The 19,312-nt window shown below is 63.1% G+C and carries 18 protein-coding genes and 1 pseudogene; 8 read left to right on the top strand and 11 right to left on the bottom strand.

Translation table 11 applies throughout. The features are described from left to right. Positions 1–11: 11 nt before the first annotated feature. A complete protein-coding gene (locus GEV37_RS03595; RefSeq protein WP_227388802.1) occupies positions 12–1,199 on the bottom strand; it encodes a fumarylacetoacetate hydrolase family protein in 1,188 nt (395 codons plus the stop codon). A 351-nt stretch (positions 1,200–1,550) separates the two neighbouring features. Between GEV37_RS03595 and GEV37_RS03590 the strand changes: the two genes are divergently transcribed. The 5 genes from GEV37_RS03590 (at position 1,551) to nanR (ending at position 6,495) form a co-directional block, all read left to right on the top strand. Further along, complete coding sequence (locus GEV37_RS03590) at positions 1,551–2,543, top strand: sialic acid TRAP transporter substrate-binding protein SiaP (protein WP_227388801.1); 993 nt, start codon at positions 1,551–1,553, stop codon at positions 2,541–2,543. Between the two features lie 63 nt (positions 2,544–2,606). Next, on the top strand, positions 2,607–3,149 hold the full coding sequence (locus tag GEV37_RS03585; RefSeq protein ID WP_227388800.1) for a TRAP transporter small permease: 543 nt from the start codon (positions 2,607–2,609) through the stop codon (positions 3,147–3,149). 38 nt (positions 3,150–3,187) lie between these two features. Then, entirely contained in the window at positions 3,188–4,567 is a 1,380-nt protein-coding gene (locus GEV37_RS03580; protein WP_227388799.1) for a TRAP transporter large permease, read from the top strand. A gap of 33 nt (positions 4,568–4,600) precedes the next feature. Beyond that, positions 4,601–5,689, top strand: coding sequence for an Ldh family oxidoreductase (locus tag GEV37_RS03575; protein WP_227388798.1), 1,089 nt, complete (start codon positions 4,601–4,603; stop codon positions 5,687–5,689). A gap of 80 nt (positions 5,690–5,769) precedes the next feature. Further along, on the top strand, positions 5,770–6,495 hold the full coding sequence (nanR, locus tag GEV37_RS03570; protein WP_227388797.1) for a transcriptional regulator NanR: 726 nt from the start codon (positions 5,770–5,772) through the stop codon (positions 6,493–6,495). A gap of 26 nt (positions 6,496–6,521) precedes the next feature. Here nanR and GEV37_RS03565 read toward each other — a convergent pair whose 3' ends face one another. From GEV37_RS03565 to GEV37_RS03545, 5 genes are all read right to left on the bottom strand, one after another. Beyond that, positions 6,522–7,382 carry a fumarylacetoacetate hydrolase family protein gene (locus GEV37_RS03565; protein WP_227388796.1) on the bottom strand — a complete coding sequence of 287 codons (861 nt, stop codon included), beginning with the start codon at positions 7,380–7,382 and terminating at the stop codon, positions 6,522–6,524. Between the two features lie 87 nt (positions 7,383–7,469). Further along, on the bottom strand, positions 7,470–8,219 hold the full coding sequence (locus tag GEV37_RS03560; RefSeq protein WP_227388795.1) for an SDR family oxidoreductase: 750 nt from the start codon (positions 8,217–8,219) through the stop codon (positions 7,470–7,472). A gap of 164 nt (positions 8,220–8,383) precedes the next feature. Continuing rightward, entirely contained in the window at positions 8,384–9,667 is a 1,284-nt protein-coding gene (locus GEV37_RS03555) for a TRAP transporter large permease (RefSeq protein ID WP_227388793.1), read from the bottom strand. Between the two features lie 2 nt (positions 9,668–9,669). Then, positions 9,670–10,266: a TRAP transporter small permease gene (locus GEV37_RS03550; protein ID WP_227388792.1), complete on the bottom strand. Its 597-nt coding sequence runs from the start codon at positions 10,264–10,266 to the stop codon at positions 9,670–9,672. 89 nt (positions 10,267–10,355) lie between these two features. Next, complete coding sequence (locus GEV37_RS03545) at positions 10,356–11,432, bottom strand: TRAP transporter substrate-binding protein (protein ID WP_227388790.1); 1,077 nt, start codon at positions 11,430–11,432, stop codon at positions 10,356–10,358. A 258-nt stretch (positions 11,433–11,690) separates the two neighbouring features. Between GEV37_RS03545 and GEV37_RS03540 the strand changes: the two genes are divergently transcribed. From GEV37_RS03540 to GEV37_RS03530, 3 genes are all read left to right on the top strand, one after another. Further along, the gene (locus GEV37_RS03540; protein ID WP_227388789.1) at positions 11,691–13,493 is read left to right on the top strand and encodes an IlvD/Edd family dehydratase; all 1,803 of its coding nucleotides are present in this window, start codon (positions 11,691–11,693) and stop codon (positions 13,491–13,493) included. A gap of 82 nt (positions 13,494–13,575) precedes the next feature. Beyond that, on the top strand, positions 13,576–14,352 hold the full coding sequence (locus GEV37_RS03535; RefSeq protein ID WP_227388788.1) for a FadR/GntR family transcriptional regulator: 777 nt from the start codon (positions 13,576–13,578) through the stop codon (positions 14,350–14,352). 43 nt (positions 14,353–14,395) lie between these two features. Further along, positions 14,396–15,322 (top strand): Gfo/Idh/MocA family protein, encoded by a 927-nt coding sequence (locus GEV37_RS03530; RefSeq protein WP_227388787.1) that lies wholly within the window; start codon positions 14,396–14,398, stop codon positions 15,320–15,322. Between the two features lie 18 nt (positions 15,323–15,340). Here GEV37_RS03530 and GEV37_RS17010 read toward each other — a convergent pair whose 3' ends face one another. The 5 genes and pseudogenes from GEV37_RS17010 to GEV37_RS03510 form a co-directional block, all read right to left on the bottom strand. Continuing rightward, positions 15,341–15,739 carry an NAD-binding protein gene (locus GEV37_RS17010; protein WP_338035106.1) on the bottom strand — a complete coding sequence of 133 codons (399 nt, stop codon included), beginning with the start codon at positions 15,737–15,739 and terminating at the stop codon, positions 15,341–15,343. Then, positions 15,737–16,228 (bottom strand): annotated as a pseudogene (locus GEV37_RS17005) (NAD(P)-dependent oxidoreductase); the annotation flags it as partial. The pseudogene GEV37_RS17005 and the gene GEV37_RS17010, both read right to left, overlap by 3 nt. Positions 16,229–16,292: 64 nt before the next feature. Then, complete coding sequence (locus GEV37_RS03520; protein ID WP_227388785.1) at positions 16,293–17,360, bottom strand: Ldh family oxidoreductase; 1,068 nt, start codon at positions 17,358–17,360, stop codon at positions 16,293–16,295. A gap of 32 nt (positions 17,361–17,392) precedes the next feature. Beyond that, positions 17,393–18,346: an NAD(P)-dependent oxidoreductase gene (locus GEV37_RS03515; RefSeq protein ID WP_338035100.1), complete on the bottom strand. Its 954-nt coding sequence runs from the start codon at positions 18,344–18,346 to the stop codon at positions 17,393–17,395. After that, positions 18,343–19,311: a GntR family transcriptional regulator gene (locus tag GEV37_RS03510; RefSeq protein ID WP_227388782.1), complete on the bottom strand. Its 969-nt coding sequence runs from the start codon at positions 19,309–19,311 to the stop codon at positions 18,343–18,345. The genes GEV37_RS03515 and GEV37_RS03510 overlap by 4 nt, the downstream gene beginning before the upstream one ends. Between the last annotated feature and the right edge of the window lies 1 nt (position 19,312).

Genomic DNA, 19,312 nt, shown 5'->3' with positions numbered 1-19,312 from the left:
TCCTCGAAGATTTAGCGGCGTGCCAGATGACGCATCAGTTCCCGGATGCCGAAGGTCCAGGGTGGCAGCTTGTCGCTTTGCCCCACGGAATTGACGAGCGTGCCGAGCGATGGCGTCGCGATGGACACCCGGTCCTCGAGATGGTGGGTAAAGCCCTGGCCTTCGCCATCGCGATCCTCGATGGGGGAGAACATGGTGCCCAGAAACAGCATGAAGCCATCGGGGTATTGATGGTGCGCGCCGACGGTCTGGCGCACCAGATCCAGCGGGTCGCGGCTTATTTCGCGCATGTCGCTCGTACCCTCGAGTACGAAACCGTCGCTGGCGCCTTCGATGCGAAGCGATACCTGGCTGGCGCGAACCGTGTCGATGTCGAAATGCTCGTCGAACACGCGAATGAACGGGCCCAGCGAGCAGGACGCGTTGTTGTCCTTTGCCTTGCCCAGCAGCAGGGCGCTGCGACCCTCGACGTCGCGCAGGTTGACGTCGTTGCCAAGCGTCGCGCCACGCACACGACCTTGACTGTCAACGGCCAGCACGATTTCCGGCTCGGGGTTGTTCCATTTCGAGCTTGGATGCAGGCCCACGGTAGTGCCGAACCCTACCGACGAGAGCGGCTGCGCCTTGGTGAAGACCTCGGCGTCGGGACCGATACCCACTTCCATGTACTGCGACCAGCCGCCTTTCTCCTGAAGCGCTCGCTTGAGCGCGGTGGCCTCCTCGGAGCCGGGTACGATTCGAGAAAGATCGGTGCCGATCACTGCTTGCAGGTCATCGCGGAGGGCCTTGGCCCGCGCCGGGTCACCGCCAGCCTGCTCCTCGATGACGCGCTCCAGAAGGCTGACGGCGAAGGTGACGCCGCAAGCCTTGACCGCCTGCACATCGCAGGGGGCAAGCAGGTAGGGGGCCTTGGCCGGCACGGTTTGAGAGTTGGCCACCAGGGTGTCGATATGGCCAAGCGATGAACCCCTGGCGTTCTGTACCACGTCGCGCAGATCATCGCGCTCGAGAAGATCCGCCATGGTGGGGCCGAATTCGGTGATATCGATCACTTGGCCACGGCGAACCGTGACCAGTACGGGGCCCGGGTGCTCGCCTTCCTGCCAAACGCGGCCGACCAGCAGCGCGCGGTCGGCATCCCGGGGGAGAACATCTTTCGAAGAGAGCGGTTGCGAGAGCGCTTGTGAAAGTGATTGCACGCGTACCTCCGTCAATGATGGATTCGAGTATCGGTGGCGGATCTTGTCACTCTGCGAGCTTTGTATGACAGGTATGCCAGCTGATGATCGACTTTAGCGCAGCGTCAAGAGCCGGGTCGATACGCCAATGGCATGAGACGCCAGCGCGGATAGTGTGCACCGGCACTTTTTATGGACCACGACTAAAGTTCGAAGACGTAGGGTTGTCGGGAAGCAAGCGAGCGTCTAGTTTTGAAAAAAGTGGTATGACACGTATACAGACTGAGCGTCTGTTTCGGATGGCGTTACCGCTCGTACACTGACCGACAGCAACTGACCAATAACAAGTCCAAGGGTTGTGAGGAGTCTCTCATGCGCAATAACCGCTACACGCGTGTTCGTTTTTCCTGTTTTCTGGGTGCTGCGCTATTCACGGCAAGCGTCGGCGTTGCCGGCGCGGCGGAGAACCTGCGTTTTGCCCATGTCTACGAAACCACCGAACCGTATCACGAGTGGGCCCTGTGGGCCGCCGACCAGATCGAAGAGCGTACCGACGGGCGCTATACCATGGAGGTGTACCCGGCGGCGTCGCTGGGCAAGGAGGAGGATATCAACGAAGGGCTCGAGCTCGGCACGGTCGATGTCATCTATACCGGTACGCAGTTCGCCGGGCGGGCCTATGGGCCGATCGGCATCGCCGGGGCGGCGTACATGTTCCGCGACTTCGATCATTGGCAAGCCTTCGCCGACAGCGAACTGTTCGACGAGATCGCTCAAGGGTATCAGGAGCAGACCGGCAGCGTGCCGGTTGCGCTCAACTACTACGGTGAGCGTCACGTCACCTCCAACAAGCCGATCAACGAACCCGAGGACATGCAGGGCCTCAAGATCCGCGTGCCCAATGCCCCCATGTACATGATGATGCCCCGGGCCGTGGGCGCCAACCCGACGCCGATCGCCTTCGACGAGGTGTATCTGGCGCTCCAGCAGGGGGTGGTCGACGCTCAGGAAAACCCGCTGCCGACGATCAAGGCCAAGGCCTTTTACGAGGTGCAGGACTACATCAACCTGACCGGCCATATCACCGATTCGCTGATCACTATCGTGGGCGGGCCGCGTTGGAACCAGCTCTCCGAAGAGGACCAGGCGATATTTCGCGAGGTGTTCCAGGAAGCAGCGGTGAACAACACCCGCGACATTCAGCAGGCCGAGGCCGAACTCGTCGCCTGGTTCGAGGAGCAGGGCAATACCATCAACGAGGTGGATCGCGAGCGCTTTCGCGAGGCGGTGCTACCCGCTCACCACGGCAGTGCCGCGACCTGGGACGAGCAGACCTACGAGCGCCTCCAGGCTATCGGCCAGTAAACCACGCCCGCTTTTTTCTGACCGACGCCCCGCTGACCGGCGGGGCGCAAGGAGCCCGCTGCCATGAACGATAGGCAAGACAGCGTATCGCCCCAAGGCGACCCGATGGTCGATTTCGAGGCCGCGTTCGACGACGCCCCTTTCAGGTGGAAGGATTACGCCGTCGAGGACTTCGTTACCTTGCTCGTGTTCTGGGCCTTGATTCTGGTCGTCTTTGCTCAGTTCTTCAGCCGCTACGTGCTGGGCAACTCGATCGGCTGGACCGAGGAGGTCGCCCGGTACCTGCTGATCGTGGTGGGATTTCTGGGCAGCGCCATGGCGGCGCGCAACGGCAGCCATATTCTGGTGGAGTTTTTCTATCACTATATGCCGAGCTGGCAGGCACGGCTGCTCGAGCGCCTGATGGGACTGGCAAGCCTGGCGTTCTTCGTGGCGATGGCCTGGATCACTTATCAGTTGGCGGCGCGTACCAGTAGCCTGATGGTCTCCATCGACCTTCCCAAGAGCCTGATCTACTACACCGTATGCGTGGCGTTCGTATTGATGGCCCTTCGCACTCTTCAGCGGTTCTACGTCACGTACCGACAACACCGCGACGCGATCTAGGCATTGACCCTGGTTCCCTTTCACTCGTGAGGCCTGGTATGTCTCGACTCTCCTTGATGCGCTGGCAAAGGCCGCTGATTTCGCCGCTACTGGCGGCACTGGCGATACTGGGCTGCGTTATTCTGCCCCTGATGGGCCATGACCTGGCCTTTCTTTTCTTCGCTCTGTTCACGCTTTTGGTGCTGGGCGCGCCGATCGCGATCAGCCTGGCCGGAGCATGTCTGATGTTCGTGCTGATCACTGGTCAGGTACCCAACATCGTCGTTGCTCACCGCATGATCAACGGCATCGATAGTTTCCCGCTGTTGGCTATCCCGTTTTTCATCTTCGCCGGCAGCCTGATGAATAATGGCGGTATCACCGAGCGCATCTTCAATTTCGCCAAGGCCCTGATGGGCTGGATGCGCGGTGGGCTGGGTCACGTCAACGTCGGTGCCAGCATCGTGTTTTCCGGCATGTCCGGCGCGGCGGTAGCGGACGCCGGCGGGCTTGGCATGATCGAGGTCAAGGCGATGAAGGATGCCGGCTACGACGAGGAGTTCGCGGTGGGCATCACCGCCGCCTCCTCGACCATCGGCCCGATCATTCCACCGAGCCTGCCGATGGTCATCTATGGCGTGATGGCGTCAGCCTCGGTGGGGCAGCTGTTCGCCGCCGGGCTGATACCGGGGCTGTTGATGGGGGTGATGCTGATGCTGATGATCTTTCTGATCTCGCGCCGGCGTGGCTACCAGCGCGATGCGGTCTTCTCGCTGCGCGTACTCGGTCATACCTTCAAGCGCGCGTTCTTGTCGTTGATGACCCCGATCATCATCGTTGGCGGTATCATCACCGGGGCCTTCACGCCCACCGAGGCGGCGGTGGCGGCGGTTTTCTACGCCTTGGCGCTGGGCGGGATCGTCTACCGCACCCTGACCTGGAAAAAACTGCTCAAGGTGAGCATGGAAACCATCGAGACCACGGCGGTCATTCTCTTCATCGTCTCCGCTGCCTCGATTTTTGCCTGGATTTTGACCAGCAATCAGGTGACCCAGAACGTCATTGCTCTGATGGGCAACTTCGCCGACAGCAAACTGGCGGTACTGATGATGGCCAATATCGTGCTGATCATCGTTGGTTGCTTCATGGAGACCATCGCCGCTATTACCATTCTGGTGCCCGTACTGCTGCCCATGGCCGTGGCGGTAGGGGTGGACCCGGTGCACTTTGGCGTCATCATGGTGCTCAATCTGATGATCGGTCTGCTGACACCGCCGGTCGGCATGGTGCTTTATGTGCTCTCGCGCGTTTCCAACGTGAGCTTCGAGCGCTGCATGCGCGGAACCCTGCCATTTCTTGTGCCGCTGGTCATCTCGCTCTTGCTGGTGACGTTCGTTCCCGCCATCTCCATGTGGCTGCCTTCACTGATCTATCGTTAAACGTGCCGCCAAGGCGGACAGGAGTATCGGTTCATGCCCATCTCATTCGACTCTGAGTCCTTTGATGTTCGCGTGACGCGCGAAGACCTGACCCGCTTCATGCAGCAGGCGCTCGCGGCGGCAGGCGCCGATCAAGCCTCAGGGCACGCTGTCTCCCGCGCGCTGGTCACGGCGTCGCGTATGGGCACCGACAGCCACGGGCTCAGGTTGCTGCCGCACTACTTGAAGGCGCTGGAAGGCGGGCGCGTCAATGCTACCCCCAGCATGCGCTTCGATCAGCGCCTGGCAGCCACGGGCTTTCTCGATGCCGACAACGGTCTTGGCCATCTGGCGGGCTACACGGCCATGGAGCATGCCATCGAGATGGCGCAAAAGACCGGGCTGGGCGCCGTTGCGGTGGGTCACTCTTCTCACTTCGGCGCGGCGGGCTGCTATGCGCTGGCGGCAGCAGAGCACGGCTATATCGGCATGGCGTTTTGCAACTCCGACCCGTTCGTGAAGCTTCACGACGGCGCAGGTGCGTTTCATGGTACCAATCCCATCGCCTTCGCGGCGCCGGTGGCGGGTGAGTTACCCTACCTTCTTGACATGGCGACCAGCTCGATTCCCTGGAACCGGGTGCAACAGTTCGGCGCGATCGGTCGTGAGCTCCCCGGTCAGGTCGCCGCCCGCGCCGATGGCCAGACGAGCACCGACCCGAAAGCGGTCGCATCGCTACTGCCGCTCGGAGGGAGCGATTTCGGCTTCAAGGGGGCGGGGCTCGGTGGCATGGTCGAGATTCTGAGCTCGGCACTTTCCGGTATGCAGCACGGCTTTCGCTTGTTGCCGATGAACGGGCCCGATATGGCGACCCCGCGCGGGGTCGGCCACTTCTTCCTCGCCCTGCACCCGGACGCCTTCGCCCAGGAGGGAAGCTTTGCGCGCGGGCTGGAGGCGTATCTGGCCGACCTGCGGCGCCAGCCGGCAACGCCGGGGGCGCAGGTCATGGCGCCGGGAGATCGTGAGTGGCGTTGTCAGGCAGAGCGCGACACACGCGGTATTCCGCTGGATAGTGCCAACCAGAGCGCCTATGCCGAGATTGCGACTCGCTACCGGATCGAGGCGCTGTCGGCGCTGGCGTAACGCGCTCGCGCCCAACGTGCGGGCGTAAAAATACAGTAGAGTAGCGCCTGAATCATTGTAATCAGCCAGGACGAGTCTTCATGAGTAAATACCGGATCGAGCGCAAGACGCTCTCCGTGCAGGTCGCCGAGCAGCTCGAGGCGGAAATCCTCGAAGGACGACTGAGCGAGAACGACCGGCTCCCCTCGGAGCGTGAGCTGATGGAGCAGTTCGGCGTCGGGCGTCCGGCCGTGCGCGAAGCGCTTTTTCATTTGCAGCAGCTGGGGTTGATCGCGATCAACAGCGGCACTCGTGCCCGCGTGATTCGCCCTACGGCGGAGGCCGTCATGGCGCGCCTTTCCGGCGTCACGCGGCAACTTCTTTCCCAGCCGGACGGGCAGCAGCATTTTCAAGAGGCGCGAGCGGCGTTCGAGATCTCGCTGGCACGCTACGCCGCGTGCAACGCAAGCGATGAGGATCTGGCGCGGCTGCGCCAGGCGCTGGCGGACAATCGCGAGGCGATCGGCGACGAGGCGCGCTTCAAACGTTCAGACAACGATTTCCACGGCGTGCTGGCGAGTATCGGGCGCAACCCGATCTTCGATGCCATTCACGTTGCGCTATCGGAGTGGCTCGATGACCGGCGCGCCCACGTGCTGCAGCAAAAAGGCGAGGATCAGGCCGCCACTAAGGCACATACCGACATCGTCGAGGCGATCGCCTCCGGCGATGCGGACGCGGCGGAAGCCGCCATGCGCCGCCATCTCGAGCGTCACTACGGCACCTACCGCCAGCTAAAGCAGCGCCTGGCGCCAGCATCGGAGTAGACGCCAGCGCCGACACGTCATATCGCTCAGCGCGGACGGTCGTTGGACTCGGCGACAACCGTCTGGGTCTGTTCGCCCAGCCCCTGGATCCCCAGGCGCATACGCTGGCCGGGCTTGAGGTAGACCTGGGGCTGCTGCCCCATGCCAACACCGGGCGGCGTACCGGTGGAGATTACATCGCCTGGCTGAAGGCTCATGAATTGGCTCAGGTAGCTGATCAAATAGGGAATCTGGTACACCATGGTGCGGGTGTTGCCGTTCTGGTAGCGCTTGCCGTCGACCTCGAGCCACATGTCGAGCTGGTGCGGATCCACGATCTCGTCGGGTGTCACAAGCCAGGGGCCCAGCGGGCCGAAGGTGTCGCACCCCTTGCCCTTGTCCCAGGTACCGCTGCGTTCGAGCTGGAACTCGCGCTCGGAGACATCGTTCACCACGCAGAACCCGGCAACGTGCTCCATGGCGCTCGCTTCATCGACATAGCGGGCGGTCTTGCCGATCACTACGCCAAGCTCTACTTCCCAATCGGTTTTTTGTGAGTTGCGCGGGATCACGACGTTGTCGTTGGGCCCACAGATGGCGCTGGTCCACTTGTTGAAAATGACCGGCTCCGGCGGTACCTCGGCGCCGGTTTCGGCGGCGTGGTCGGAGTAGTTCAAGCCAATGCAGATGAACTTGCCCACGCCCGCCACGCAAGGTCCCAAACGCGTGTCGGCGGCGACTTCGGGTAGCGTCGAGGTGTCGATCGCCGCGAGCCGCTCGAGCGCGGCGCGATCAAGATGCTCGCCGCCGAGGTCGGGTAGGTGCGCAGAGAGATCGCGAATCGTGCCGTTCGCGTCCACGATACCGGGTTTTTCCTGCCCGGGGGCGCCAAAACGTAACAGTTTCATTTGTGTAGTTCCTTTGGGATTGGCCAACCGAGGCTCGCGGGCCCTGCGGTTTGGCGTGAAAGAGTCAGCGTGGTGAGCCCTACGGCGTCAAACGAGCCAGCCGCCATCGATGATCTGCGCTGTGCCGGTGGTATAGGCGGACTCGTCGGCGGCAAGATAGGTGGCAAGCGCGGCGATTTCCTCCGGAGTGCCCAGCCGGCCCTGGGGTTGGCGAGCGATGAAGTCGGCGTAGACGTCGTCGCGCGGACGCCCTTGCTGCAGGGCCTGCTCGTCGATGCGCTGGCGCAGCGACGGCGAATCCACGGTGCCGGGGCAGATCGCGTTGCAGCGAATGCCGCGGCCAATGTAGTCGCTGGCGATCGACTTGGTCAGCCCCAGTACCGCCGCCTTCGAGGTGCCGTAGGCGCAGCGGTTGGGCACCCCCTTGAGGCTCGAGGCAACGGAGGCCATGTTGATGATGCTGCCGCCGCCCTGATCGAGCATGGCCGGTAGAAAGGCACGGGTCATGCGTACCATGGCCATGACGTTGAGCGACAGCGAAAGCTCCCAGTCTGCGTCAGTACCGTCCAGAAGCGACCCGCTGGCGACAAACCCCGCGCAATTGAACAGGATATCGATGGCACCGACTTTCTCAGCCAGTTCATTGATCGCCGCCGGGTCCAGGACGTCGAGGGTCAGTGTCGTAATACCGGGCGTGGAGGAGAGCGCCTCGAGGCTCGCGGGGTTGATGTCGGTGGCGACGACCTGCGCGCCTTCCGCCGCGAAGCGAAGCGCCGTGGCGCGGCCGATACCTTGGCCCGCTGCGGTGATGAGCGCTTTCTTACGTTCGAGTCTCATTTGAAAATATCCGGTTCGATTGTTATTGAGATTGTTGTCGAGATAGCTGTTGAGATTGTTGTTGAACCCGCCGTGATGCGCCGTGAGTGCTCCTGTCATAGGGTATGACAGGTTGGCGGCGTGCTCTGTTCGACTTTATGCCAACAGCGCACGCCAAGCGTTATCTAATTGCCACGAACCGAGGTCAATTCCGGCAGCCAGGTCACGATACCGGGGAACGCGATCAACACTACCAGCACGACCAGAAGCGCTGCGTAGTAGGGCAGCATCGCCTTGACCAGTTGCTCCATGGAGACCTTGCCCACGCCACACCCCACGTAGAGACAGGTGCCCACCGGCGGCGTCAGCAGGCCAATGCCCAGAATGAACGCCATGAGCACACCGAAGTAGACCGGATCGACCCCTACCGAGGTGACGATCGGCGTCAGCATGGGCGCCATGATCACCATGGCCGGTGTCAGGTCCATGACCAAACCGACCAGCAACAAAAGTCCTGCCACGATCAACAGCAGCAGGAAGGGGTCCTGGGTAATCGCCTGTACTTGGGTCACCAGAGTTTGCGGCACCATGTTGATGGTCAGAAACCAGGCGATGACGGTGGCAAAGGCGAGCAGCAGCAACACCATGCCGGTGAGGCGAGCGGTGCGGATCAGCATGCCCCAAAGCTCGGTGATCCTGAATTCGCGGTAGACCACTAGCGAAATGAGCAGCGAATAGAGCAAGGCGGCCACGGCGGCTTCGGTGGCGGTGAACACGCCGCCGATGATGCCGCCGATCACGATCACCGGCAGGACCAGCGCAAGCCAGGCCGCCTTGAAGGCGGCCCAGAGCGGCGCGAGACGAAAGCGTCGCGTCTGTCCGGCATGACCGATGGTGGCCATGATGAAGGTGGTCGCCATCAACGCCAGACCAATCAGAATGCCCGGTACGATACCGGCGATGAACAGTCGGCTGATCGAGGTTTCGGTCACGATGCCGTAGAGAATCAGGGGAATCGAGGGCGGAATGATGATGCCGATGACCGAAGAGACGGTATTGATCGCCGTGGCCTGGGGGGCGCTGTAGCCCTGTTTGGTCATCGACGGGATCATCATTGCCCCGGTGGCGGCGGTGTCCGCGACCGCCGAGCCACTGATACCACCGAAGAACATCGAGCCGGTGATCGCGACTTGGCCAAGCCCGCCGCGTATGAAGCCCACCAAGGCGCCTGCCAGATCCATGAGTCGGCGCGCGATACCGCCCTGGCTCATCACCTCACCGACGAGAATGAAAAACGGGATCGCCAGCAGTGGAAAACTGTTGACCCCACGAATCGACTGCTCGATCAGTACCGACAGCGGAATATCCGAAATGAATGCCATCACCACGGCGGCGATACCGAGCCCGAAGGCGATCGGAAGGCCCAGTGCCAGCGAAGCGAACAGGATGCCCAGAAATATCCACAGCATGGTCAGCGGCCTTCGTTGAGAGGTGGCGCCGTGTCCGGCGAGAGTATGAAAAGAATGCTCTGGTAGGCCCGCCACAGCGCAACGGCGGCGATGAAGCCCGCGCAGAGAATCAGCGAGGAATTGATCAGGTTCCAGGGCACGCTGAGAATCGCGGTGCGGCTGGAGGCGCGAGCGACGACCAGCGCGCCGCCCCACACGATGATGCCCATGAGTCCGAGGATGACGAGGTGCTGAAACAGATAGAGGGCGTGGGCGGCGCGCGGCTTCAAGCGCTGCACCAGAATGTCGACCGCGATATGCTCGTAACGCGCGAAGGCCGCGGCGGCACCCAGAAAGATGAGCCATATGAAGAGCATGCGGGCAAGTTCATCGGCCCAAGGGAGCGAGTGATTGAGCACGGCGCGCCCGACCACGTTGGCGGACACCGACACGATCAAAGCGACTAGCAGCGCGGCGATCGTATGCTCCATGGCGAGCGTCAGCCAGCGAAAAAGCGCGGGCCCGCGGCCAAGCTCGGGCTCGATCTCGAGCGGGTGGCGCGTGGGGTCATCGAAGAGCGCGGCGGTATCGGGGATTCGGTCGTCCGGTGGCGTATCCATGGTATCTCACTAGGCTGATAGCGCGAAGGCAAGAGGCGTGCGCCTCTTGCCGGGTGGGGCGACGGCGCGGTGCCGTCGTCGGTCAGCGCTTATTGGCTCATCGAAGACTCTGCGATGCGCTGGAACTCGGCGACCAGGTCTTCACCGATACGCGGGGCCCATTCGTCGTAGACCGGCTGTACGGCTTGCTGGAAGGCGGCGATCTGTTCGTCGTCCAGGCGGGTGACCTGCATGCCGCGCTCCTCGAGCTGATCGCGTGCCCAGTCGTCGTATTCGCTGGCCAGTTGAATCTCGTAATCCGCCGCCTGAAGCGCCGCTTCCTGTACCAGCTCCTGGTATTCCGGGTCGAGACGGTCCCAAGCGCGCTGGGAAATCATCTTGATGAACGGCGTATAGACGTGGCGAGTTTCGGAGCCGTACTCCTGCACTTCATAGAAGTTGGAGGTCAGAATCGTGCTCCAAGGATTCTCCTGACCGTCGACCACGCCCTGCTCCATCGCCGAGAAGAGCTCACCGAACGCCATGGGCGTCGGGTTGGCGCCAAGCGTCTGCCAGATCGCCAGGTGAACCGGGTTCTCCATGGTGCGCACCGATAGACCGCGAACGTCCAGTCCAGCGACATCCTCCGGCGAGGCGATGGGGCGAGCGCTGTTGGTCAACTGGCGAAAGCCGTTTTCCGAGAAGGCCAGCGCCTTGATGCCCGTACCGTCGAAAGCGTCGAGCATTTCCTGGGCGGCATCGCTGCGCATCGCTTCGATGGCGGCTTCGCGGGTAGGCAGCAAAAAGGGCAGATCGAACACCGCCAGCTCGCTCACGTAGCCCGTGGCCGGGGAGGTCGAGGGGTAGGTCATGTCGAGCGTACCGGTCTGCAGCATCTCCATCATCTGAACGTCATCGCCGAGCTGGCTGTTGGGGAAGATATTGACGCTGATGCGGCCTTCGCTGCGCTGGTCGAGAATGTCGGCAAAGTACTGGCTGGAGAGATACTGCGGGGACGTCTCGGCAAGCCCTAGCCCCATTCTTAGCGTCACGCTGCCGTGGTCGCCCACGGTCGCTCCCTCGATGTCCGGCGGGTCGGAAAGCGCTGGCGTCTGGGCGTGGGCAGCGCCGGTGCCGAGCAGCGCGGCGCCGGTGATCAATAGTGTGCGTTTGAAAAACGGGTGCATAGTGCGTTGCTCCTTGCCCACCGCCATCGTCTGAGGTCACTGCCTGAGGCAAACCTGTCGACGAGTGGCTGCGTGGTTGATGTTGTTGTTGTAAGCCAGCGATGACTCGGTTTGCAGCGAGTGATCGCGCCTGCAAGGAATGTCTTACTTTTCGCCACTATGTTCAACATAGACTTTTGTATGTATCGACGAGATCCTCGAGGGGGCGTACCGTCGGTGCAAGATTTCGTCCTTGTTCATTCAACGTGGAATGTCGCCATGGTCAACGCTCATCGCCTTGCTCCGGAGCAGCTACGCTCACGCTACTGGTTCGACAACCCCGACCATCCCGGCACCACGGCGCTGTGCATCGAGCGCTTTCTCAACTATGGCATCACCCTCGAGGAGCTCGTCGGCGGCAAACCCATCATCGGTATTTGCCAGTCCGGCTCGGACCTGACGCCCTGTAACCGCCACCACATCGAGCTGGTCCAGCGCGTCAAGGAGGGCATCCGTGCAAGCGGCGGGGTGCCGTTCGAGTTTCCCATGCACCCCATCCACGAAAACGTGCGCCGGCCCACAGCGGCGCTGGATCGCAATCTCGCCTACTTGGGCATTGTCGAGGTGCTCCACGGCTATCCGCTGGATGGCGTGGTGCTGACCACCGGTTGCGACAAGACCACGCCGGCGGCGCTGATGGCCGCAGCAACGGTCAATATTCCCGCCATCGTGCTCTCCGGCGGGCCGATGCTCAACGGCTGGCGGGGGCGCGAACGGGTCGGCTCGGGCACGATCATCTGGGAGCTGCGCAAGCGCCTGGCCGCCGGCGACATCGACTACCCGGAGTTTCTATCGCGCGCGAGCGACTCGGCGCCGTCGATCGGCCACTGCAACACCATGGGTACCGCCTCGACCATGAACGCGATGGCGGAAGTGCTGGGCATGAGCCTGCCGGGCTCCTCGGTGATTCCCGCGCCTTACAAGGAGCGTGCGATGGTGGCTTACGCGACCGGCGAACGCATCGTCGATATGGTCTGGGAAGATCTGCGCCCGCTGGATATCCTGACCCGCCCGGCCTTCGAGAACGCGGTCGTTGCCTGCTCGGCGTTGGGCGGCTCGTCCAACGCGCCGATTCACGTCAATGCCATCGCCCGCCACGCCGGGGTCGAGCTCGACAACGACGACTGGCAGCGGCTGGGTCACGAGATTCCGCTACTGGCCAACGTGATGCCCGCCGGCGCTTTCTTGTGTGAAGAGTTCTATCGCGCCGGCGGTGTACCCGCGGTGCTTAGTGAGCTGCGCGATGCAGGAAGACTCCATACCGAGGTACCCACGGTGAGTGGGCATACGCTGGGCGAGACGCTCGAAGGCGTCACCATCGAGGACGAAGAGGTCATTCATCGCTACGCCGACCCGCTGGTAGCCCACGCCGGATTTCTCAACTTGAAGGGCAACCTGTTCGACTCGGCGCTGATGAAGACCAGCGTGATTTCCCGGGATTTTCGAAAGCGCTTTCTCAGCGATCCAGACGATCCGGAAGCCTTCGAGGGGAGGGTGGTGGTCTTCGACGGCTCGGAGGACTATCACGCGCGTATCGAGGATCCCGCGCTTGGGGTCGATGCGCGCACCATTCTGGTGATGCGCGGCGCCGGGCCAGTGGGGCACCCCGGCGGCGCCGAAGTGGTCAACATGCAGCCGCCGGCGGCACTCATTAAGCAGGGCATCGAATCGCTGCCCTGTCTGGGCGATGGGCGTCAATCCGGCACGTCCGGGTCGCCTTCCATCCTCAACGCCTCACCGGAGGCGGCCACCGGCGGTGGCCTGGCGCTACTCGAAGACGGCGACCAACTGAGAGTGGACCTTCGAAAAGGACTGGTGCAGCTTTTGATCGATAGCGCCGAGCTTGATGCGCGCAGGGCGCGACTGGCAAGCCAGGGCGGATATCGCTATCCCGGCCATCAAACGCCTTGGCAGGAGATTCAGCGCACGCTGGTGGAGCCGCTCGATCGCGGCATGACGCTTGCGCCTGCGACCAATTACCGGGATGTGGCACGCAGGCACACTCCGCGTGACAACCACTGAGCGAAGCGGGCGTCTGGCCAAGTGCGCTATGATGAGCGATCAATGAAACAGGGTCTGTTTAGTGCCAGTGTCCAAAAAAACCGTGTCCAGTAAAGCCGCGCCCCGCGAGCGTATCGACGAGTACCTCGTCAAGGATATCTTCGGCGGGCGCTACCGCCCAGGCGACCTGGTGCCTCGTGAAATCGATCTCTGCGAGCGCTTCGCGATCAACCGCTCGGCGGTGCGCAGCGACCTGCTTCAGCTGGTGAATGCAGGCATTCTCGAGCGTATATCGGGGCACGGCTCTCGAGTGCGCGAGTACGCCGAATGGCGCATTCTCGACCCCCAGGTCACCGAGTGGCTGACGCGATATGCGCCGCCCAATCCTCTCATCCTCAAGGAGATTCTCGCCTTTCGACTGGATGTCGAGCCTTACGTTGCGATGACCGCGGCCAAACGCGCCACGGCGCGCGACCTGCTCGCGATCGAGGAAGCCTTCGACGGTATGGGGCAGAACCTGAGAAACGCCGCCGGTGCAGACGAGCGCCGGCTTCACAGCGAATGTGATATCGCCTTTCACGAAGCGATCTTCAAGGCAACGCACAACATCGTGTGGGCCCAGCTTTCGCACATTCTGCGCCCCTCCATCTTCATGCTGGTGTCGATGTCGAACCAGTGTGCCATGGATCCCGAAGAGAGCCTCGAGCGCCACCGCGCGCTCATGGATAGCATTCGTCTGCGTCGTCCTCGAGAGGCCTTTCAGGCGGCTGAAGCCGTACTGGCAGGAACCGGCGCCGCGCTGGGGCTCGAGCATAGTGCTACTTCGCTGGGGCGAAGCGTCGAGCTTCCGACATCACCGCCGGCCGCTTTCGACGAGTAAGCGCCGGTTTCGATCCAATCTGCAAGGGAAAGGAGGCAAGCGAATGTCCAGGTTCAAGCTCGGCCTGATCGGCGCCGGCAAGATCGTTCGCGACCAGCACCTGCCGGCCCTCCGGCAAACGCCGGCCTTGCAACTGGCTGCCACCGCGGACCCCTACGCGTCGCTTGACGGCGTGCCCGGCTTTCACGACATGGACGCGATGCTCGACGCCCATCCGGACATCGAGGCGGTATCGATCTGCACGCCTAGCGCGCTGCGCTTCGAGACGGCGCGGGCCGCGCTCTTGCGGGGGCGTCACGTGCTGCTGGAAAAGCCCCCGGGCGCGACCTTGAGCGAAGTGGAAGCGTTGACCGAGCTGGCGCGCCATCAGCGGGTGAGCCTGTTCGCCGCCTGGCACTCTCGTTTCGCGCCGGGAGTGGCGCGGGCGAAGGCCTGGCTTGCGAACCGTCGTATCGACCGGGTTCATATCGAGTGGAAAGAGGACGTACGCGTCTGGCACCCGGGGCAGGCATGGATTTGGCAGCCCGGCGGCATGGGCGTTTTCGACCCGGGCATCAACGCGCTTTCGATTGCCACGGCGATACTGCCCGCGCCGTTTTTTTTGCGCCACGCCCGGCTGTGGGTACCCGAGAACGTGCAGGCGCCCATCGCGGCGAAGCTTGACTTCGTCGATACCCAAGGGGGCGCGATCGCCGCCGACTTCGACTTTCGCCAGACCGGCGCGCAGACCTGGGACATTCACGTCGAAAGCGATGGCCACTCTCTGAGCTTGACCCAAGGCGGCTGTCGGCTTGCGATCGACGGCGAGATGGTGCTGGGCGAGAAGGAGCAGGAGTATCGCGGCCTGTATCGCCACTTCGCCGAGCTGATCGAGACCGAACGCAGCGAGGTCGATATTGCCCCGCTGCGCCATGTGGCCGATGCGTTCCTGTACGGCTACCGCGAGATGACCGAGGCGTTCATCGAGTAGCCAGACGCCACCGGCGGCTCATTTTTGCACGCAGCTGTCGTAGGCGGTGGGAACGAAACTCTCGTCTCCCTGGTCCTCTTTCGCGCGGGTGAGAAATGCGCACAGCGGTGGCAGCATCGCCGAGCGCGCCTGATAGGTGGCCAGGGTCTCGGTCAGATAGTTCATGTCCTTCTCGGCGTTGCCGAGGCTGAACTTGAGCTTCGTGCATTCGCGCTCGAGTACCCACTCCATGACCGGGGCGAGCATGGCGCTGTTGGCGCCACCCTGGGAGCAAATATCCAGCAGCTTCTGCTGGGAGACGTCCAGCGTCGCGGCCATGCTGGCCGCTTCGGCAGCCAGCGCCGCCGCCCCGAGCGAAAGGAAGTTGTTGATCAACTTGAGCTTGTGGGCCGAGCCGGTAGGGCCGACGTGAAACACGTTCTCGGCAAAGCTGTGGATGATCGGCGTGAGTCGGGTAACGACATCGTTTTCCCCACCGATCATCACGTTGAGCCGTCCTTCACGTGCCTCTCTGGGCGTTCGCGCCAGCGGCGCATCGATCAGCGTGACACCCTGGGGCGCCAAGGCAGCGGCGAGCTGCTCGGTGATGTCCGGGCGTGCCGTCGAGCAGTCGACGATGACGAGCCCCGGGCGCGCGCCGGCCAGCAGGCCATCCTGGCGCTTGATGATATCGCTCACCTGCTCGGAGGTCTTGACGCAGATGAATACGATATCGCTCTGAGCGGCCATGTCGGCCGGCGTTTTCGCTTCCTGGGCGCCGTCGCGACATAGCGCTTCGAGGGGCTCACGGCGGCGGTGCGCCATGACCGTGAGCGGATATCCCTTGTGCAACAGATGACGAGCCATCTCCTTGCCCATCAGGCCCAGTCCGATAAAGCCGATGCGTTCCTGTTTCATGGTGGTTCCTCGTGGAAAACGTTGTTGTTATTGGTGTTATTGGTATTGTTGTTGTTGTTGTTGGGCCGCCAGATCAGCGTGGATTCGACGCCCTGGCAGCGGGAAAGGGCACGTCCAGCCGCTCGGCCCACTCCTGCAGCGCCTGGGGCACGCCGTCGGGGAGCGGCACGCCGTCACGCGAGTAGCGCTCGTGCAGTGCCAGGCCGCGCTCGCCGGGGGTGCGCACCGCCGAGCAGCCTTCCGCCACCGGATTGGTGCGGCAGGCGTCGACCAGCGCGCCGGTCTCCTGCTTGAAGGCGTCGAGCCCGCCGAAGGCGGCTGGGTCGATGATCTGTACCATCACGGCCGCGCCCCATTGGGTAGGCGCCTGTACGCGCCCGAACCCGCCAAGCCCCGAGGTCAGCGCTTCGACCATGAGACCCAGCGCGTAACCCTTATGGCCGTGATCCAGCCCGCCGATCGGCATGATGCTGCCCTTGGGCTCCTGAAACAGCGCGCCCGGATCGTCGGTGGCGTGGCCCTGGGCGTCCTTGAGCCAGGAATGAGGAAAACGCCCTTGCTGCTTGTTGAGCCGCCCGGCCATGCCGTTGGTGGTGATCGACGTGCTGACGTCGAGCAGCACCGGCCCGGAGTGGGTCGGGTAGCCCACGGCAATCGGGTTGGGGGTGTGGGTGGCGCGAAGTCCGCCGTGGGGCGAGACCGACGCGGTGGCCGGGTCCGAGGACTCGATGACCACCACCAGGTCCTGGTCCGTGGCGCGTTTCAGGTAGGCGGCCAGGCAGGCGATATGGTGGGAGCGGCGAATCACTACCGTGCCCGTACCGCAGTTTCTCGCCATGGTGGTAGCCGCGTTCATCGCCTCGACGATCAACCAAGGACCGGGCAGGTAGCGCCCGTCCCAGGTTTGCACCGCCGCGCGCTCGGCGACCACCTCGACCTCACCGGTCGCGCACATGCGCCCGGCCTGAAGCTCACCGAGATAAGGCGCGAGAAGCTGCAAACCGTGGGTGGTATGGCCCATCAGGTCGCCTTCGACGAGCACTTCGGCCACGGTGCGCGCCTTGTCGCTATCAAGGCCCGCCGCCTCGAGCAGGCGAGTGCTGAACCGGGTGATGGCGTTCGCTTCAAAGGTATCGGTCATTGTCGTTGTTCTCCGTATTTTTGAGTGCGTGTTCAGGCGTTCTGTTGCTCTTCGTGATGGCGACTATTATGGCGACGAAGCTGCTGGATGAGAGCGCTATGATCCAGGTCGCCACCGCCGCTCTCCACCAACTCTTCGAAAAGCGAGTCGACCAGTGAGGAGACCGGAAGTGAAAGCTCGAGCGTTCGGGCAAGCGCCATGGCGGTCTGGGTATCCTTCAATTGCCACTTGGCCGGCCCGCCGGGAGTGAAGTTCTCAGCCACCATGCGCTGACCGTGAAGACGCAGAACGGTCGAATCGGCGAAGCCGCCTTGAAGCGCTTCGAGCATGCGTTTGGGGTCGGCGCCGCCGCGCTCGGCGAGCAGAATGGCTTCCGCCACGGTGGCGATGGTATTGGCCACGATCATCTGATTGGCGAGCTTGGCAAGCTCGCCGCTGCCGGCCGGGCCGATGTGTGTCGGCCGACCCAGCACGCGCAGCACCGGCGCCACCGCGTCGAAATGCGCGGCGTCCCCGCCGGCCATGATCGCAAGCGTACCGTCGATCGCGCCCTGCTCGCCGCCGGACACCGGCGCGTCCAGGTAGCGAATGCCTCGCCTGGCCGCTTCATCGGCCTGACGCTGGGCGGTCTCGACCGGTATCGAACTCATCACGATCAGCGTGGACTCACGCGCCATGGCGTCGAGCAGGCTGTTCTCCAGCAGAAGCGCATCGCAGACCGGCCCCGAGCTGAGCATGACGATCACGATTTCGCACTGGGCCACGGCGGCCTGCGGGGTTTTTTCGATACTCACCCCCAGCGGCGCGAGCCTTTCGGCTTTGTCTGACGTTCGATTCCAGGCGCTGACTCGGTGGCCGGCCTCTGCCAGGCGCCCCGCCATGGGGGCGCCCATGAGGCCGGTACCGATGAAGCCGATCCTGCGCGGTGTCGTCATTGTTGTTTTCTCCTTTCGCGGGGGGCGGCCCGGCGGTTCGCCCGATCTCATCGAAGGTAGGCGGGGATATCGATATCGCCCGATTCACGGAAATTGATCAAACGCTCGAGTACCTTGGACTCCGAGTGCTCGAGGTGCGAGGTCAGCGCCTTGCGCGCCTGGTCGGGGGCCTCTCGGCGCAGGCTTTCGAATACCCGAAGGTGCTCCTCGAAAAAAGGATCTTGATCGGGGAGCTTAAGAACGCGGCCCAGCAGATGCTTGCTGATCAGCAGAATCGGATGGGTGCGGCGCAGCATGTTCATGATCTCCGCGTTAGCGCCCCAACTGACGGCGGTGTGGTGAAGGTCGTTTTCCAGCTCGTCGAGCAGGGCACCGGTGAGATGAGGGTAATTACCGGCGGCGCGCTCGAGCCGTGCGATGCAGGTGTCTACGGCGTCTCGGGGCAGCTGGCGCGCCGCCTGGGCGATCATGTAGGGCTCGAGCTGGCGTCGCGCTGCATAGAGGTTGTGCAGGCGCTGGTCATCGAGCGGCACGACGCGCCAGCTGTTGTATTTGATCTTCTCGACCAGACCCAGAGAGTGCAGATGAAACAGCAGTGGGTGGGTCACCGTGCGGCTGACGCTCAGTGACCTGGCCAGTTGAACCTCGTTGAGCTCGAACGCGCCCTTGATCGAGCACAGGACGATCGCATGCTCGACGCCATCGAGATGCGCTCGCCAGGCGAGGGTGCGATCGACTTTCGGGGCCTGGTGGCCCGGCGGCTGGACGTCGGCGGCCGAGAGCGTGCGCCGCACCGGCTCGACGGGCGAGGCGCCCACCAGGTAGCCGCGCCCTTCGAAACGGCAGATCAGGCGCTCCTCGCACAGGCGGCTCAACGTCTGGCGCACCGGCGAGCGGCTGATACCGAACAGCATCGCGATATGGCCCTCCAGCAGTACCAGACCTTCTTCGAGGCATTGATCGTGAATGCTTTTCTTGAGCGCGTGGTAAAGCTGGTCGCGAAGCGGTTGCGTCATA

The sequence above is a fragment of the Vreelandella malpeensis genome (genome assembly GCF_020622355.1).
Taxonomy (GTDB): Bacteria; Pseudomonadota; Gammaproteobacteria; order Pseudomonadales; family Halomonadaceae; genus Vreelandella; species Vreelandella malpeensis.
This window is presented reverse-complemented; position numbering and strand designations above follow the sequence as displayed.

Excerpts from the sequence above, each read along its gene's own strand:
- GEV37_RS03590 (WP_227388801.1), top strand. The coding sequence starts at position 1,551 with ATGCGCAATAACCGCTACACGCGTGTTCGTTTTTCCTGTTTTCTGGGT.
- GEV37_RS03585 (WP_227388800.1), top strand. The coding sequence starts at position 2,607 with ATGAACGATAGGCAAGACAGCGTATCGCCCCAAGGCGACCCGATGGTC.
- GEV37_RS03580 (WP_227388799.1), top strand. The coding sequence starts at position 3,188 with ATGTCTCGACTCTCCTTGATGCGCTGGCAAAGGCCGCTGATTTCGCCG.
- GEV37_RS03575 (WP_227388798.1), top strand. The coding sequence starts at position 4,601 with ATGCCCATCTCATTCGACTCTGAGTCCTTTGATGTTCGCGTGACGCGC.
- nanR (WP_227388797.1), top strand. The coding sequence starts at position 5,770 with ATGAGTAAATACCGGATCGAGCGCAAGACGCTCTCCGTGCAGGTCGCC.
- GEV37_RS03565 (WP_227388796.1), bottom strand. The coding sequence starts at position 7,382 with ATGAAACTGTTACGTTTTGGCGCCCCCGGGCAGGAAAAACCCGGTATC.
- GEV37_RS03560 (WP_227388795.1), bottom strand. The coding sequence starts at position 8,219 with ATGAGACTCGAACGTAAGAAAGCGCTCATCACCGCAGCGGGCCAAGGT.
- GEV37_RS03555 (WP_227388793.1), bottom strand. The coding sequence starts at position 9,667 with ATGCTGTGGATATTTCTGGGCATCCTGTTCGCTTCGCTGGCACTGGGC.
- GEV37_RS03550 (WP_227388792.1), bottom strand. The coding sequence starts at position 10,266 with ATGGATACGCCACCGGACGACCGAATCCCCGATACCGCCGCGCTCTTC.
- GEV37_RS03545 (WP_227388790.1), bottom strand. The coding sequence starts at position 11,432 with ATGCACCCGTTTTTCAAACGCACACTATTGATCACCGGCGCCGCGCTG.
- GEV37_RS03540 (WP_227388789.1), top strand. The coding sequence starts at position 11,691 with ATGGTCAACGCTCATCGCCTTGCTCCGGAGCAGCTACGCTCACGCTAC.
- GEV37_RS03530 (WP_227388787.1), top strand. The coding sequence starts at position 14,396 with ATGTCCAGGTTCAAGCTCGGCCTGATCGGCGCCGGCAAGATCGTTCGC.
- GEV37_RS03520 (WP_227388785.1), bottom strand. The coding sequence starts at position 17,360 with ATGACCGATACCTTTGAAGCGAACGCCATCACCCGGTTCAGCACTCGC.
- GEV37_RS03515 (WP_338035100.1), bottom strand. The coding sequence starts at position 18,346 with ATGAGATCGGGCGAACCGCCGGGCCGCCCCCCGCGAAAGGAGAAAACA.
- GEV37_RS03510 (WP_227388782.1), bottom strand. The coding sequence starts at position 19,311 with ATGACGCAACCGCTTCGCGACCAGCTTTACCACGCGCTCAAGAAAAGC.